Raw genomic sequence first — 13385 nt, forward strand, 5'->3', positions numbered from 1 at the left:
CGCAGCGAAAACCGCGACGCGAAAAGCCAATGGCACCACCCTACCGCGCTTTGGGCGCCAAGAACCCCTCGAAAGGGCCTTGTTCGCTATGAGCGTTACGCCAGCCGCGGAGGCATGCAAAAAGCCCGGGCCGCAGCCCGGGCTTTCAGCGTGAAGGATTAATCCTCAGCGTTCGCTGCGGTCTCCTCGTCTTCGTCGACCTCGCCGAAGTACTGCTCGACGTCGACCTTGGTGCCGTCCTCGTCCTTAGCATCAACGCGGCAGATGGAGGCCGCGAGTGCCTTGCCACGGCGGACGTCGGCAAACAGGTTGCCGATCTGGCCGTTGGACTGGATCTGCTGGATGAACTGGTTCGGGTCCATGCCGTAGGATTGTGCGGTGAACAGGATGTGATCGGTGAGCTCCTGCTGGGAGACTTCCGGCTCTTCCTTGTCAGCGACGGCATCCAGGAACAGCTGGGTGCGCACGGACTCTTCAGCCTGCTCGCGGGACTCCTTGTCGAACTCCTCGCGGGTGGTGCCCTGTGCCTCGAGCAGCTGGGCGAGAGCCTTCTCGTCGTGTGCGAGCTGGCCCAGGACTTGGTGCAGCTGCGCGTGAACCTGCTCGTCCACGATGGACTGCGGCAGCTCGAAGGAAACCTGCTCCATGGCAGCCTTGAGGACCTCGTCGCGGATGGCAGCAGCCTGCTCAGACTTCTTGGACTCCTCGACCTGGCCCTTGGTGGCCTCGCGCAGCTCCTCGATGGTGTCGAACTCGGACGCCATCTGAGCGAACTCGTCGTCGAGGTCCGGCAGCTTGCGCTCCTTGGACTGAACGACGTGGACCTTGATGGTGGCCTCTTCGCCCTTGTGCTCGCCGGAGTTGATCTCAGCGGTGAACTCGTTGTCCTCGTCGGTCTTCATGCCGCGCAGTGCGGTGTCGAGGCCCTTGATGAGGTCGTCGTCGCCGATGCGGTAGGACAGGCCCTCGGTGGACGCGTCCTCAATCTTCTTGCCGTCGATCTCGGCGGTGATGTCGATGATGGCGTAGTCGCCGGTCTTCATCTTGCGCTTGGTGTCCTTGAGCTCACCGAAGCGCTCGGCAAGGTTCTCCAGGGCCTCGTCCACGGCGGCATCGTCAGCGACGAGGGCCGGAACGGTGACGGCAATCTTGGAGAAGTCCGGAACCTCGATCTCCGGGCGGACGTCGACCTCAGCGGTGAACTCGACAACGTCGTTGTCCTCGATCTTGGTGATGTCGATCTCCGGCTGGCCGATGACCTTGAGGTCGTTTTCAACGACGGCCTGCTCGTAGCGGGTAGGCAGCATGTCGTTGACGACCTGCTCGAGGATGGGGCCGCGGCCGATGCGCGCATCGATAAGCTGGCGCGGCGCCTTGCCCTTACGGAAGCCCGGGATGGAGACCTGCTGCGCGATGGCAGCGTAAGCCTGCGCGATCTCCTTGTCCAGCTCCGAGAACGGAACGTTAACGGTCAGCTTGACGCGAGTATCACTCAGCTTGTCGACGGTGGTCTTCACGGAAAACTCTCCTGCGGGTAGTTAGTAGAATGTACGGCTCACAAGTGTACTAAAGGGGTCCAAGACTCTTCGTCTTGGACCCCTTCTTTTACGTCGGGACGACAGGATTTGAACCTGCGACCCCCTGCTCCCAAAGCAGGTGCGCTACCAAACTGCGCCACGTCCCGTAACCCGCCGAAACGGGTTCATCGCGCAAGTCTACTGGGTGTAGCGCCATTTGCGGAAACCGGCAGCTAGTCTGGCAAACATGACGATTTTATTTATCGATGTCGACGGCACGCTCGTCAACTCCTACCCCGGCATCGCCGCGTGCATCCGCGCGACCATGGATGAGCTCGGCCTGCCTCAGCCTTCCGATGCCCAGCTCCACCGGCTGCCCGGTCCCCCACTGCGCGATACCCTCGCAGCCTGGAGCTATGCTTCCGATGCCGTCGAGCGTATCTACGCCGCATTCCACCAGGTGTATGACACGTCAGGGTGGAAGAGGACCACGCTCCACGAGGGCTGGGCGGACGCCCTACCTCGGTGGAAGGCAGCGGGCCACACGCTGTGCACCGCAACCAGCAAGGGCGACACCGTCACCACACGCATCCTGGACCAGTTAGGCGTCCTCGAGCACTTCGACTTCATCGGCGGCGCCGACGACGAGGGCGGCACGCGCAAGCGCAAGCGCGAGGTCATCGAGTGGGTCCTCGATTCCATGGACTTACGCGGCCACGAATCCGAGATCCTCATGATCGGCGACCGCTCCCACGACACGGAGGGCGCCCGCCCGCTCGGCATCGCGACGGCGCTCGTGGGCTGGGGCCACGGCAGCCAGCCCGAGTTCGACGACGCGGATTTCTTTGCGCCGGACTTCCCAGCGCTCGAGGCTATCGTCGCCGGATGGACTAGTTAAAGTCGTTCGGGTGCGGGCCGCCGCGGCCGTCCTCGCCGCGATCCAGGCTCGTGATACCCGCCATCTCGTCCTCGGTGAGTTCGAAGCCGAAGACGTCGAAGTTCTCTGCGATGCGCTCCTTGTGCGCGGACTTCGGGAAGACGATGACGCCATTCTGCAGCTGCCAGCGAATAAGCACCTGTGCTGGGGTGACACCATGGGCCTCGGCCGGACCGGTGACCTCGGGCTGCTCCATAATGTCGGTCTTGCCCTGACCCAGCGGACCCCACGACTCGATCTTGATGCCGTGTGCACGAATGCCGTCGAGCTCGCGCCAACGCTGAAGGTACGGATGCAGCTCGACCTGATTGACGGCCGGCGTCTCCTCGGTATTGAGCTCGAGTTCCTCAATGTGGTCGAGCTCAAAGTTCGCAACGCCGATGGACTTGACCTTGCCGGCCTTCTTCAGCTCGATAAGCCGCTTCCACGCCTCGACGAAGGTGCCCTTCTCCGGGGTCGGCCAATGGATGAGGTAGAGGTCGACATAGTCGAGCCCCAGCTTCTGCAGCGACTCGTCCAGCGCCGCGGCGGCATCGGTCTGGCGGTCATTCCACAGCTTGGTGGTAATGAACAGCTCCTCGCGCGGGATGCCGGACTCGGCGATGGCCTGGCCCACGCCCTCCTCGTTGCCGTAGATGGCTGCGGTATCGATGTGGCGGTAGCCCACGCGCAGCGCCTCGGCCACGAGTTCCGCGGTCTGCTCTGGGTCGACCTTAAACACGCCGAAGCCCAGCTGAGGGATAGTATTTCCGTCGTTTAACTTGATATTCGGTACAGTCATGCGGACTAGAATACGCCAAAACCCCGGCCGAGACCGGGGTTAAAAGTTGGAGGGAATGACGGGAATCGAACCCGCGTCTTCAGCTTGGAAGGCTGAGGTATTAGCCACTATACGACATTCCCATGCCGTCAAACGCGTACGCGTAACGTGCTGCCCACCACTTTAACGCATGGCACGCGGAATTGAGAAAACGGGAACTTAGGAACCCACCTCATCGTTATAGTGGGCAGGAAGAACATACTTTTAAGTACATGGGAGTGAGTGGTCTACAACATGACGGGCCTCATTATTATTCTCGCGGCCGTCGGAGGCGCGGTGTGGTTTGTCTCGAGCCGTTCGAAGAAGAACACCGCGGCCATCGAGCAGCAGAGCTTTGAAGACGCAATCGCAGACGCGCGCCGCTGGACCGAGCGCCTCGGCGGCCAGGTCATGAACCTCTCCGGCACGGACACCGCCTCTCAGCAGGCAATGGCTGATGCTTCGGAGCGTTTCACTGCAGCAAACTCCGCACTCGCCAGCGCCACAACGACCAAGCAGGCGAACCTCGCGCGCGAGTCGGCGCTCGAGGGCCTGCACTACGTCAATGCCGCCCGCGAGATCATGGGAATGCCTTCCGGCCCGCAGCTCCCACCGCTCGAGGGTCAGCGTCAGGCTGGTCGCGTCACGGAGGAGCGCACGGTCGAGCTCCAGGACGGCCAGACGATTACCGCCTCGCCGTACGCCTCGGCGAATACCCCGAACTACTACCCCGGCGGCACCGTCGCTGGCCGTCCGGTCCCCGCTGGCTGGTACTCGCGTCCATGGTGGGCCGATGCTCTGAGCACCGGTGTGTGGATGATGGGTTACTCCATGATGTTTAACGCTATGTTCGCGGGCATGTCCGGTATTGGCTACTCGGCCGCAGCCGCAGAGTCCGGCGCCTGGGACGGCGGCGGCGACATGGGAGACATGGGCGGCGGAGACATGGGCGGCGGCGAAGATGGCGGCGGCTTCTTCGACGGCCTCTTTGGTGGCGGCGACGGAGACGGCGGCGGCCTGTTCGACATGGACTTCGACTTCTAAGCCCCGTCCCCCAAGTCAACACAAGCGCCAGGGTTCTTGGAGGCCCCCTTAGCTTTGGGTTTATGGCGCTTCAGGCCGACTCAGACCCCTCGAAACGCAACAAACCCAAAGCTAAGCCTCGTGCCGTTTGGGGACGTCGAAATGATAAAACCCACTGCCACGCACGGAAAACGACGAAAGCGCCAGCGAAAGCTGGCGCTTGAGTCATATTCGGGGCGATTAGGCCTCCGGAAGCTCCGGGGCGATGCCGGTGCGCTCGTACTCGGCGAGGATGTCGATGCGGCGCTGGTGGCGCTCGGCGCGGGACCATTCCTGATCGAGGAAAGCGTCGACGATGGCGAGTGCCTCTTCCTCGGAGTGCATGCGGCCACCGATGCCAATGAGCTGAGCGTTGTTGTGCTCGCGTGCAAGGCGGGCGGTCTCCGGGGACCACGCGAGGGCACAACGAGCACCCTTCACCTTGTTCGCAGCGATCTGCTCGCCGTTGCCGGAGCCACCGAGCACGATGCCGAGCGAACCCGGATCGTTGACGGTGCGCTGGGCGGCGTCGATGCAGTATGCCGGGTAGTCATCCTCGGCATCATAAGCGTGGGCGCCACAGTCAATAACTTCGTGGCCTTGGTTCTTCAGGTGTTCAGCAATGACGTTCTTCGTCTCGAACCCTGCGTGGTCTGCTCCTAGATATACGCGCATGACCACGATGGTACCGCAACCGCTCAGTTCCGCTGCGCAAACTCAAACATTGCGGTAAACGTAAGTGTCATGACGCGCTACCTCACGACCACGCTCATCCTCTTCGCCGTGTGCTTCGCTGCGGGGATCGGGACGCTCATCGTCACGAGCCTGCCCAACTATCGGGGATTTCTCATCGGCTGGGTCCTCGCCACGCTCGCCAACCTAGGCCTCGTGGTCGCCGTAGGCTACGCACTGTTCAGCAAGCGCTTTGACAAGGGCGCACGCACCCACGCCCAGCTCTTGGTCGCCTTCATCGTGGGACTCACCGGCACCGCGTCCTGGGCGAGCTGGGTGCTGGCCGCGTGGGAGGAATACCAGGCGCAGCAGGCCCTGCCGATCATTAACATCGCGGGCCTGCCCTCGCTACCCTGCACGGTCATCGTGGTAGCCGTCCTCGCCACCGCAGCATTTCAAGCACGTCAGCGCTAGTTGTCGCGCACCTGCGGCATCTCGGTCCTGGTCCGCTTAATCTCGAAGAAGTAGGGGTACTGCGCGAGACGCACGGCGGCATCGAAAATCTCGCCGGCCTCCTCGCCGGTCGGAATGCGGGTAATGACGGGGCCGAAGAAGGCAGTATCGCCCAGCTTGACCACCGGGGTGCCGACGTCATCGCCGACCTCGGAAATACCTTCCTGATGGAACTCGCGAAGCTCCTCGTCGACCTCCTCCGTATTGGCGACGGAAGCAAACTCTGCGGGAAGGGCGGCATCGGAAAGCGCGGCTTTGATGATGTCATCATAGGCGCCGTAGCCCTTCTTGCCGCCCTCGCCGGCGCCGTGGATGCGGGTGCCCATGGCGGTGTAGTAAGCGTCGATCTTCTCCGGAGCTTCGAGCATGATCTTCGCGGCGACGCGGGCCGGGCCCCAATTCGCCTTCATCATCTCCATGTAGTCCGGGTCCAGGTCGCGGCCGTCGTTGAGGACGGAGAGCGACATGGGCTTGAACTCGACGCTAATATCGCGGACCTTCTCCACTTCCTTTATCCAGCGGGACGTGGCCCACGCGAACGGGCAGGTGCAATCGAACCAGAAGGTAACTGTCTGCATTATTTCTCCTCAAAAATGGTGTGCGTTAGCGATTCCCCAGACTAATGTGGGTAGCGTTACTTTTCACACAAAATTTCGGAGGAACCCCAATGACCTCGGTTAATCTCACCCGTTCGGAGGCGCAGGCCCGCGCAGCCCTCGTCACCGTTGACCACTACGACGTGGACCTTGATATCACCGGCGAGAAGCAGTTCCGCTCCCGCACCACCGTATCGTTTACGGCGAAGGAGGACGGCTCCACGTTCATCGATCTGCGTGGGGATTCTGCCACCGCAACCTTGGATGGCGAGGCCATCGACTTCGAGTACGACCCCACCTACGGCATTCCGCTGGAGCTGAAGAAGGGCGCGCACGTCCTCGAGGTCGATGCACTCATCACCTACTCGCGCACCGGCGAGGGCCTGCACCGCTTCGTGGACCCGGCCGATAACCAGCCGTACCTCTACACCCAGTTCGAAACGGCCGATGCCAAGCGCGTCTTCGCCTGCTTCGACCAGCCGAACCTCAAGGCGACGTACTCGCTGTCCTTTACGGCCCCGAGCGACTGGACGATCATCACCAATGGCCCCGTTGAATTTGATGGAACTCGCTGGCGCTGCGAGATCGACTACCCGCTCTCCACGTACCTCGTTGCCGTGTGCGCGGGTCCCTACTACCGCGTCTCGGATGTGTGGGAGGGCACGCTTACGGAGCACCCGGAGGGCCAGCCCGCGCAGGAACTCACGGTGCCGCTGGGCATCTACTGCCGCCAGTCCCTCAAGGACTCCCTCGACGCCGAGCGCCTGTTCACGGAGACCAAGCAGGGCTTCGACTTCTACCACCGCAACTTCGGTTACGCCTACCCGTTTGGCAAGTACGACCAGATCTTCGTGCCGGAATTCAATGCGGGTGCGATGGAGAACGCCGGCTGCGTGACCATTCGCGACGAGTACGTCTTCACCTCGCCGGCGACGCACTACAAGTACGAGCGCCGCGCGGACACCATCCTCCACGAGCTCGCCCACATGTGGTTCGGCGACCTCGTGACCATGGAGTGGTGGGACGACCTGTGGCTCAACGAGTCGTTTGCCACCTGGTCCGCGGCCATCTCCCAGGCGGAGGAAACCCAGTACGACACCGCCTGGGTCACCTTCGCCAACGTGGAGAAGTCCTGGGCCTACCAGCAGGATCAGCTGCCCACCACGCACCCCATCTCCACGGATGCGTCTGATATCGAAACCGTCGAGCAGAACTTTGACGGCATCACCTACGCCAAGGGCGCCTCGACGTTGAAGCAGCTGCAGTCCTACGTCGGCCGCGAGAATTTTTTGGCGGGCGTGCGCCGTCACTTCACCGCGCATGCGTTCAGCAACGCGACCTTCTCCGATTTGCTGCAGCACCTCGAGGAGGCCTCTGGTCGCGACCTGTCCTTCTGGGCGCAGCAGTGGCTCAAGACCACGGGCGTCAACACGGTGAAGCCTGCCTTTACCGTGGAAGACGGCAAGTATGTGTCATTTTCCGTTGAGCAGTCCGGCGACACGCTGCGCACGCACCGCCTCGCGGTCGGCCTCTACAATTTGGTCGACGGGGCTGTCACCCGTGTCCGCCGCGAAGAACTCGATATCGATGGTGCCTCCACGTCGGTGGACGCCCTCATTGGCGCCGAGAAGGCAGACTTCGTCCTCGTCAACGATGACGACCTCACGTACGCACTTATCGAGTTTGATGAGGACTCGCTCGCGTTCGCTATCGAGAACATCGACAAGTTCGTCGATCCCATGGCCCGCACGCTGTGCTGGTCCGCGGCGTGGGAGATGACCCGCGGCGGCACCATGCGCGCCCGCGACTTCGTGGCGCTCGTCGCCCGCGGTGCGTCCGCAGAGACGGAGCTCGCCGTCCTCGAACGCATCCTTATCCAGGCGGTATCCGCCCAGCGGCAATACGCCGATCCCGCCTGGGCAGCGAGCGATGAGACCCTTGCATCTGCCCTGCTCGACGGCGCACAGAACCCGGACGCACAGCGCTCCCTCATCTTCGCTCAGGCGCTCACCTCGCTCGAGCTTTCCGATGCCGCCCGTTCCTACCTGCAGGGCCTCCTCGCCGACTCCGAGGACCAGGGCTTGCGTTGGAAGGCACTCGCAGCGTTGGCGGCGGCTGGCGAGGACATAGAGGACGCGGTTACTTCTGAGCTGGAGCGCGATAACTCGGCACTCGGCGTCCAGGGCGCCATCCGCGCCCGCGCTGCCGTCAACACGCCGGAGAATAAGCGCGCGGTCTACGACGAGATCGTCGCTGGCGACCTGGGCAACCGCGAGCTCGAGTCCAAGCTGGCGGGTCTCACGTCACCGGGCTCGGAGGCGCTCCTGCCCACCGCGGAGTTCTACGACGTCGCGGAGAAGATCTGGGGCGCGCAGTCCTCCGAGGTCGCACAGACCACCGTCTCCGGCTTGTTCCCGCGCTGGGACGTCACGGAGGAAGGCCTCAAGCGTGCCGATGAGTTCCTCGCGCGCGAACTGCCCGGTGGCCTGCGCCGCAGCGTCACCGAGGACCGCGACCGCGTGGCCCGCGCACTGCGCAACCGCAGGTTTGACGCGTCCTGATGTACTGGGGGCCGCGTGGGATCATCGACTCCCCTCTCGCCGGCCGCTGCGGCGCTCGTCGGCGGGACTGCTGCCGTTCTAGACAGACTCGAGCGTTGCGGCGGGCCTGTCGCCGACGACGACGGCGACCGTGACGGCATCGGAACGCAAGGTCTCTTCTGAATGCTCGACGACGCGCCCTTTGCTGCCCCACACCGTACGGGAAAGGCGCAGCACCGGCTGTGTCCGGCCGATGAGCAGGTGCGACTGCTCGTCCTCGGTGGGCAACGCCGGGGTGACGAGCTCGCGCTTGAGCACGCCCAGACTGTTCATCTTGCCTTCCAGATCGCTGCTTGCGAGGTCCGGGAAGAACTCCACCGGCAGGTAGTGCATGGCAAGGCTCACGGGAGACAGCTCCGTGGAGCGCAGGCGCCACAGCGCCCACACTTCGTCGTTGTCGTCGATCTCCAGCTGCGCCGCGATATGGCGCGGAGCAGTGGTGCGTTGGAAATCGAGAACGCGCGTCTGCAGCGCGGTTCCGCGGCTGCTGAGCTGCGGGTAGATGTCGTCGAGCGTCGTGAGCTCGGCGACCGGCGGAATGGACCGTACGAAGGTTCCACCTGTGCGACCGCGGCGACGATCAATGAGTCCCTCAATTTGAAGGATGTCCAAGGCATGACGAACTGTCATGCGGGCCACGCCGAACTCCTGAACCAGCTCTCGCTCAGTGGGTAAGCGGTCTCCGGGGCGCAGCTGGCCTGTCTCAATCTTCTCGCGCAATGCGTCAGAGATGAGCAAGTATGCGGGCTTGCGTCGTTGGATAGCAGTCACGCATTAAGAATAGCCAATAAAAAATGATCCCCCTAACTAAGGCCCGCTCAAAACTGCCTTAAGTTCAAGATTTAAAGGCTTAGAAATCTCTACGCAATCCACTCGGTGAGATATAGACCGGCCAGGTGTCATGCCAGCCATCCGAGCGAGATTAAGAGACATTTAATCTAGTCTAAAGCGTCGAGCGCCTGGCGCAGATCCTCGAGCAAGTCCTCACTATCCTCGATGCCGATCGACAGACGCACAAGGTCCGCCGGCGGCACGAGTTCGGAGCCCTCCGCCGACACATGCGTCATGCGCTGCGGATGCTCCACGAGCGACTCGACACCGCCCAGCGATTCTGCGAGAGCAATGAGCCGCGTGTTGAGACAGAACTGCGTCGCATGCTCGGGCTTGTGGAAGCGCACCGACATCATGCCGCCGAATCCGCGCATCTGCTTCGCCGCCAGCTCGTGGCCCGGGTGCGACGCCAGCCCCGGATAGAGCACCTGCTTCACCTCCGCGCGCGCCGCAAGGAACTCGGCCACCGCCTGAGCGTTCTGACAGTGGCGGTCCATGCGCACCGCAAGCGTCTTGATGCCCCGTGCAGTGAGGTACGCATCAAACGGCGAGGCCACCGCACCCGTATTGCCCTGGAAGTAAAGCAGGCGCTCGTCCATCTCCGGATCATTGGTCACGACCGCGCCGCCGAGGACGTCCGAGTGCCCACCCAGATACTTCGTGGTGGAGTGGAGCACGTGGTCCGCACCGAGCGCCAACGGGTTCTGGAGGTACGGGGTCGCAAAGGTGTTATCCACGACAACAGCAGCGTTGCCCTTCACCGCCGCGACGGCCGCGATATCCGTGATGTTCGTCGCCGGGTTCGTAGGCGTTTCCAGCCAGATGAGCTTCGTGTTGTCCTTGATGGCCGCGCGCACCGCCTGCACGTCGGTAGTGTCGACGATGCTGAGCTCGACGCCCCAATCGCCGTAGTCATTGTGGAGTAGGCGGTACATGCCGCCATACGCGTCGTTGCCGAGGATGACGTGCGCGCCCGGGCGCAGGATGATACGCAGGAGCGTATCCACGGCCGCCATGCCAGAGGAGAACACGCGCGCGTACTGCGCATCCTCGAGCGCGGCGAGCGTCTTCTCCAGCGCGCGCACGGTCGGGTTAGCCACGCGTCCATACTCGAAGCCGCCACGCAGCTGCGCCAAGCCGTCTTGTTCGAACGTCGTGGACGCGTAGATGGGCACGTTGATAGAACCCATATGGCTATCCGGGTGGTATCCAGCGTGGATGGCACGGGAATGGAAGCCGCGCGCGAGTTGTGCGCGGCGCTCGTGGTTGCTCGGCTCAGTCATGCACGCAAGCCTAGACCAAGCTGTCCATTTTTCGCGTACCTTTCCGCTTTTTATATTCACCCTCGCGTACACTAGGCGGACAATGATTCTCGCTAATAACTCTGCAACCGACACCGTCACCGCGGTCAACTCGTGGTGGTCCAATCCCGATACCCGTGCCTGGCTCGTGGAAAAGCCCCTGAAGATCCTGCTCATTATCCTCATTGCGCTCGTTTTGCATTGGCTCTCGCGCCGGCTCATCGACAAGCTCGCACGCAAAGCGCAGAGCTCGAACGGTTCGCGCCCGCCGCTGCTACGCAACGTACGCAAGCCCAAATCCGAGCAACAGGCTCAACTGCGCTCCCTCGACGAGACGCACGAGAAACGCCGTATCTCCCGTATTAAGACGCTCGCTGGCGTCGCCCGCTCCGCCGTCGCCATTGTCATCTGGGTCTGGGCCGCCATGACCATCCTCGCCGAAATCGGCGTCAACGTCGCCCCACTCATCGCCTCAGCCGGCGTCGTGGGCGTTGCCCTCGGCTTCGGCGCCCAATCGCTTATCAAGGACTTCCTCTCCGGCATCTTCATGCTCCTCGAGGACCAGTACGGCATCGGCGACACCATCGATCTCGGCAACGGCGTCTTCGGCGACGTCGAGGACATCACGTTACGCATCACCACCGTCCGCGACATGGACGGCGCGCTGTGGTACGTCCGCAACGGCGAGATTCTCCAAGTCGCCAACCACTCGGATGGCTACGCCATTGCTCGCATCGAGGTACCCATCAGCCTGTCCAACGACATCGATGATGCCCAGGCCGTCATCGCGGCATCGGCAGCACGCGCGGCGGACAATGAAGCCGTCTCCGGGCTCATCCTCGAGGCCCCAAACATGCTCGGCGTCTCGAGCGTCGAGCCTGACTATGCCACCGTGCGTATCGTGACCAAGACCCTCCCCGGCGCCCAATGGCAGGTTCAGCGCTTCATCCAGGGCGAGATCTGGGAAGATATGCAGAAGAACGACATCAATACCCCCTACCCCCACGGCAAAGGAATCCCCGACTATGACGACGCCGAATAGCGCTGAGTCCGTCTACGACGCCATCGGCGGCGACGCCACCTTCGACAAGCTCGTCGCGGGCTTCTACGCGCAGGTGCCCGACGACGACATCCTCGCGCCCATGTATCCCGAAGACGACATGGAGGGCGCGCACAACCGTCTCAAGTGGTTCCTCGCGCAGTACTGGGGCGGGCCCCAGGAGTTCAGCGAAAACCGCGGCCGCCCAGCCCTGCGCATGCGGCACGCCCACTTCCACGTGGACCGCGCCGCCGCCCTGCGCTGGCTCGAGCTCATGAATAACTCGCTCGCCCAGATCGACGAGGAGACCATTCCCCCGGCCTACCGTCACATGCTCACCGACCACTTCGAACGCGTCGCTGGCATGCTCGTCAACCAGCCGGACTAACCCACATGTCCGCAGACATCCGGCGCTCCTTCTTCCCGCTGGGCTGGACGTCTTTCGGCGGCCCCGCGGCTCACCTCGGCTAATTCCGGCCCTCGTCGCGCTCTCGCAGTTCCTGCCCGGCCCCGGCAGCACCAAGGTCGGCATGACGCTCGGGGCTGGGCCGGATGTATTTCGGCCTGGTTCTGGTTCACGCTGCTCTCGGCCTTCATCATGGCCGTCTGTGGCCTCGCCTTCCTCACCGGTCTGCTCGGCATGGCCCGCAAGCTGCTCTATACCCCACTCACGTGGGCACTTGCGATTGCCACTTTCGTTGCACTGTTCTGGCTTCCTCAGATAGTCCCGCTCCTCATCGCAGCGGGTCTCGGCGCCGCGTTCCTCCGCCGGCCCGCCCGCGCTGATTGGAGCGCGCTCGTTGCGTTCTTCGCACTGCTAGGTGGGCTCACCGAGAACTGGTGGGCGACACGGCTTGACTCCTTCTACTAAGCCGGCGCCCTCGTCTTCGGCGGCGGGCACGTCGTCCTGCCGCTGCCCGAGGATCGCTTCGCCGCCACCGGATGGATGAACCCCGCTGAGTTCTTCGCCGGCTACTCCATCGTCCAAGGTTTACCCAGGCCACTTTTCAAGTTTGCGACCTACGTCGGCACCGTGATGATCTTCCTCCCTGGTGCCCTCCTAATGGTCGCGGGACTCTACTTTTGGTCGCGCTGGCGCATTCGCGGCGCCTTCGCTGGCGTCAATGCGTCCGTCGTCGGGCTGCTCACCCACGCGCTCTGGGATCCCATCATCACCCACGGCGTGACAGGCTGGGCCACCGCTCTCATCGCTGTGGCCGCCTTCGCAGCGCTCTGGTTCAAGGCCCCGGCGTGGTCCGTCGCGGTCGGCGCGGCTCTTGCTGGCTGGGTTCTTCTTTAGTCGGCGAAGCTGGTCTCCTCCGGTTCAGGCAGCGGGATGAGGTTGCGCTCGGTGGCGAGCTGGTCGGCGCGCTGGGAAATGGTCTGGCGCCACCGCTGGGCCATAATCCCCTGCGGCTCCGTCGACTCCCACGTGCCGTCTTCAAACAACCAGTACACAAACCCGGTGACGGGGTCGAAGAGATAATCACACCGGCGGTCCGTCTTGGCGTTGTGATG

General features: G+C 63.2%; 14 protein-coding genes, 2 tRNA genes and 1 pseudogene. 8 read left to right on the plus strand and 9 right to left on the minus strand.

What is annotated here, in order from left to right; all coding sequences use genetic code 11:
* Positions 1–158: 158 nt before the first annotated feature.
* Both tig and ABJ196_RS10470 read right to left on the minus strand, forming a co-directional pair.
* Positions 159–1517 (minus strand): trigger factor, encoded by a 1359-nt coding sequence (gene tig / locus ABJ196_RS10465; protein WP_347306892.1) that lies wholly within the window; start codon positions 1515–1517, stop codon positions 159–161.
* Positions 1518–1610: 93 nt separating this feature from the next.
* Positions 1611–1684 (minus strand) — tRNA-Pro (locus ABJ196_RS10470).
* 80 nt (positions 1685–1764) lie between these two features.
* On the opposite strand from ABJ196_RS10470, the gene ABJ196_RS10475 reads away from it, so the two are divergent.
* On the plus strand, positions 1765–2415 hold the full coding sequence (locus ABJ196_RS10475) for an HAD-IA family hydrolase (protein WP_347306894.1): 651 nt from the start codon (positions 1765–1767) through the stop codon (positions 2413–2415).
* Here the strand turns inward: ABJ196_RS10475 and ABJ196_RS10480 are convergent.
* Both ABJ196_RS10480 and ABJ196_RS10485 read right to left on the minus strand, forming a co-directional pair.
* On the minus strand, positions 2408–3235 hold the full coding sequence (locus tag ABJ196_RS10480) for an aldo/keto reductase (RefSeq protein WP_347306896.1): 828 nt from the start codon (positions 3233–3235) through the stop codon (positions 2408–2410). The genes ABJ196_RS10475 and ABJ196_RS10480 overlap by 8 nt on opposite strands.
* A 47-nt stretch (positions 3236–3282) precedes the next feature.
* Positions 3283–3357: transfer RNA gene (locus ABJ196_RS10485), tRNA-Gly, on the minus strand.
* A 151-nt stretch (positions 3358–3508) separates the two neighbouring features.
* On the opposite strand from ABJ196_RS10485, the gene ABJ196_RS10490 reads away from it, so the two are divergent.
* The gene (locus ABJ196_RS10490; protein ID WP_066490527.1) at positions 3509–4297 is read left to right on the plus strand and encodes a hypothetical protein; all 789 of its coding nucleotides are present in this window, start codon (positions 3509–3511) and stop codon (positions 4295–4297) included.
* Positions 4298–4516: 219 nt separating this feature from the next.
* Here ABJ196_RS10490 and ABJ196_RS10495 read toward each other — a convergent pair whose 3' ends face one another.
* Positions 4517–4990, minus strand: a complete 474-nt coding sequence (locus ABJ196_RS10495; protein ID WP_066490477.1) for a ribose-5-phosphate isomerase — start codon at positions 4988–4990, stop codon at positions 4517–4519.
* Between the two features lie 69 nt (positions 4991–5059).
* Here ABJ196_RS10495 and ABJ196_RS10500 point away from each other — a divergent pair, with 69 nt between their 5' ends.
* The gene (locus ABJ196_RS10500) at positions 5060–5461 is read left to right on the plus strand and encodes an MFS transporter (RefSeq protein WP_347306899.1); all 402 of its coding nucleotides are present in this window, start codon (positions 5060–5062) and stop codon (positions 5459–5461) included.
* On the opposite strand, the gene ABJ196_RS10505 is transcribed toward ABJ196_RS10500, so the two are convergent.
* On the minus strand, positions 5458–6078 hold the full coding sequence (locus tag ABJ196_RS10505; protein ID WP_347306901.1) for a DsbA family protein: 621 nt from the start codon (positions 6076–6078) through the stop codon (positions 5458–5460). The genes ABJ196_RS10500 and ABJ196_RS10505 overlap by 4 nt on opposite strands.
* A gap of 89 nt (positions 6079–6167) precedes the next feature.
* On the opposite strand from ABJ196_RS10505, the gene pepN reads away from it, so the two are divergent.
* Entirely contained in the window at positions 6168–8657 is a 2490-nt protein-coding gene (pepN, locus tag ABJ196_RS10510; protein ID WP_347306903.1) for an aminopeptidase N, read from the plus strand.
* A gap of 78 nt (positions 8658–8735) precedes the next feature.
* Here pepN and ABJ196_RS10515 read toward each other — a convergent pair whose 3' ends face one another.
* Positions 8736–9467, minus strand: coding sequence for a GntR family transcriptional regulator (locus ABJ196_RS10515; protein WP_347306905.1), 732 nt, complete (start codon positions 9465–9467; stop codon positions 8736–8738).
* A 167-nt stretch (positions 9468–9634) separates the two neighbouring features.
* Positions 9635–10810: a cystathionine gamma-synthase gene (locus tag ABJ196_RS10520; protein ID WP_347306907.1), complete on the minus strand. Its 1176-nt coding sequence runs from the start codon at positions 10808–10810 to the stop codon at positions 9635–9637.
* Positions 10811–10892: 82 nt separating this feature from the next.
* On the opposite strand from ABJ196_RS10520, the gene ABJ196_RS10525 reads away from it, so the two are divergent.
* From ABJ196_RS10525 to ABJ196_RS10540, 4 genes are all read left to right on the plus strand, one after another.
* Positions 10893–11870, plus strand: coding sequence for a mechanosensitive ion channel family protein (locus ABJ196_RS10525; RefSeq protein ID WP_347306909.1), 978 nt, complete (start codon positions 10893–10895; stop codon positions 11868–11870).
* On the plus strand, positions 11854–12255 hold the full coding sequence (locus ABJ196_RS10530) for a hemin receptor (protein ID WP_066490446.1): 402 nt from the start codon (positions 11854–11856) through the stop codon (positions 12253–12255). Before ABJ196_RS10525 ends, ABJ196_RS10530 begins: the two co-directional genes overlap by 17 nt.
* 210 nt (positions 12256–12465) lie before the next feature.
* Positions 12466–12738, plus strand: a complete 273-nt coding sequence (locus tag ABJ196_RS10535; protein ID WP_340712045.1) for a hypothetical protein — start codon at positions 12466–12468, stop codon at positions 12736–12738.
* 42 nt (positions 12739–12780) lie between these two features.
* On the plus strand, positions 12781–13167 hold the full coding sequence (locus ABJ196_RS10540) for a chromate transporter (protein WP_347306914.1): 387 nt from the start codon (positions 12781–12783) through the stop codon (positions 13165–13167).
* Here ABJ196_RS10540 and ABJ196_RS10545 read toward each other — a convergent pair.
* Positions 13164–13385 (minus strand): annotated as a pseudogene (locus ABJ196_RS10545) (HNH endonuclease); the annotation flags it as partial. The gene ABJ196_RS10540 and the pseudogene ABJ196_RS10545 sit on opposite strands and share 4 nt — an antisense overlap.

The organism is Corynebacterium sp. SA-MJD20WY100 (assembly GCF_039822565.1).
Lineage (GTDB): Bacteria > Actinomycetota > Actinomycetes > Mycobacteriales > Mycobacteriaceae > Corynebacterium > Corynebacterium phoceense_A.

What these genes read in the sequence shown, in the direction of transcription:
- ABJ196_RS10475 (WP_347306894.1), top strand. Translation starts at nt 1,765, where the DNA reads ATGACGATTTTATTTATCGATGTCGACGGCACGCTCGTCAACTCCTAC.
- ABJ196_RS10480 (WP_347306896.1), bottom strand. Translation starts at nt 3,235, where the DNA reads ATGACTGTACCGAATATCAAGTTAAACGACGGAAATACTATCCCTCAG.
- ABJ196_RS10490 (WP_066490527.1), top strand. Translation starts at nt 3,509, where the DNA reads ATGACGGGCCTCATTATTATTCTCGCGGCCGTCGGAGGCGCGGTGTGG.
- ABJ196_RS10495 (WP_066490477.1), bottom strand. Translation starts at nt 4,990, where the DNA reads ATGCGCGTATATCTAGGAGCAGACCACGCAGGGTTCGAGACGAAGAAC.
- ABJ196_RS10500 (WP_347306899.1), top strand. Translation starts at nt 5,060, where the DNA reads ATGACGCGCTACCTCACGACCACGCTCATCCTCTTCGCCGTGTGCTTC.
- ABJ196_RS10505 (WP_347306901.1), bottom strand. Translation starts at nt 6,078, where the DNA reads ATGCAGACAGTTACCTTCTGGTTCGATTGCACCTGCCCGTTCGCGTGG.
- pepN (WP_347306903.1), top strand. Translation starts at nt 6,168, where the DNA reads ATGACCTCGGTTAATCTCACCCGTTCGGAGGCGCAGGCCCGCGCAGCC.
- ABJ196_RS10520 (WP_347306907.1), bottom strand. Translation starts at nt 10,810, where the DNA reads ATGACTGAGCCGAGCAACCACGAGCGCCGCGCACAACTCGCGCGCGGC.
- ABJ196_RS10525 (WP_347306909.1), top strand. Translation starts at nt 10,893, where the DNA reads ATGATTCTCGCTAATAACTCTGCAACCGACACCGTCACCGCGGTCAAC.
- ABJ196_RS10530 (WP_066490446.1), top strand. Translation starts at nt 11,854, where the DNA reads ATGACGACGCCGAATAGCGCTGAGTCCGTCTACGACGCCATCGGCGGC.
- ABJ196_RS10535 (WP_340712045.1), top strand. Translation starts at nt 12,466, where the DNA reads ATGGCCGTCTGTGGCCTCGCCTTCCTCACCGGTCTGCTCGGCATGGCC.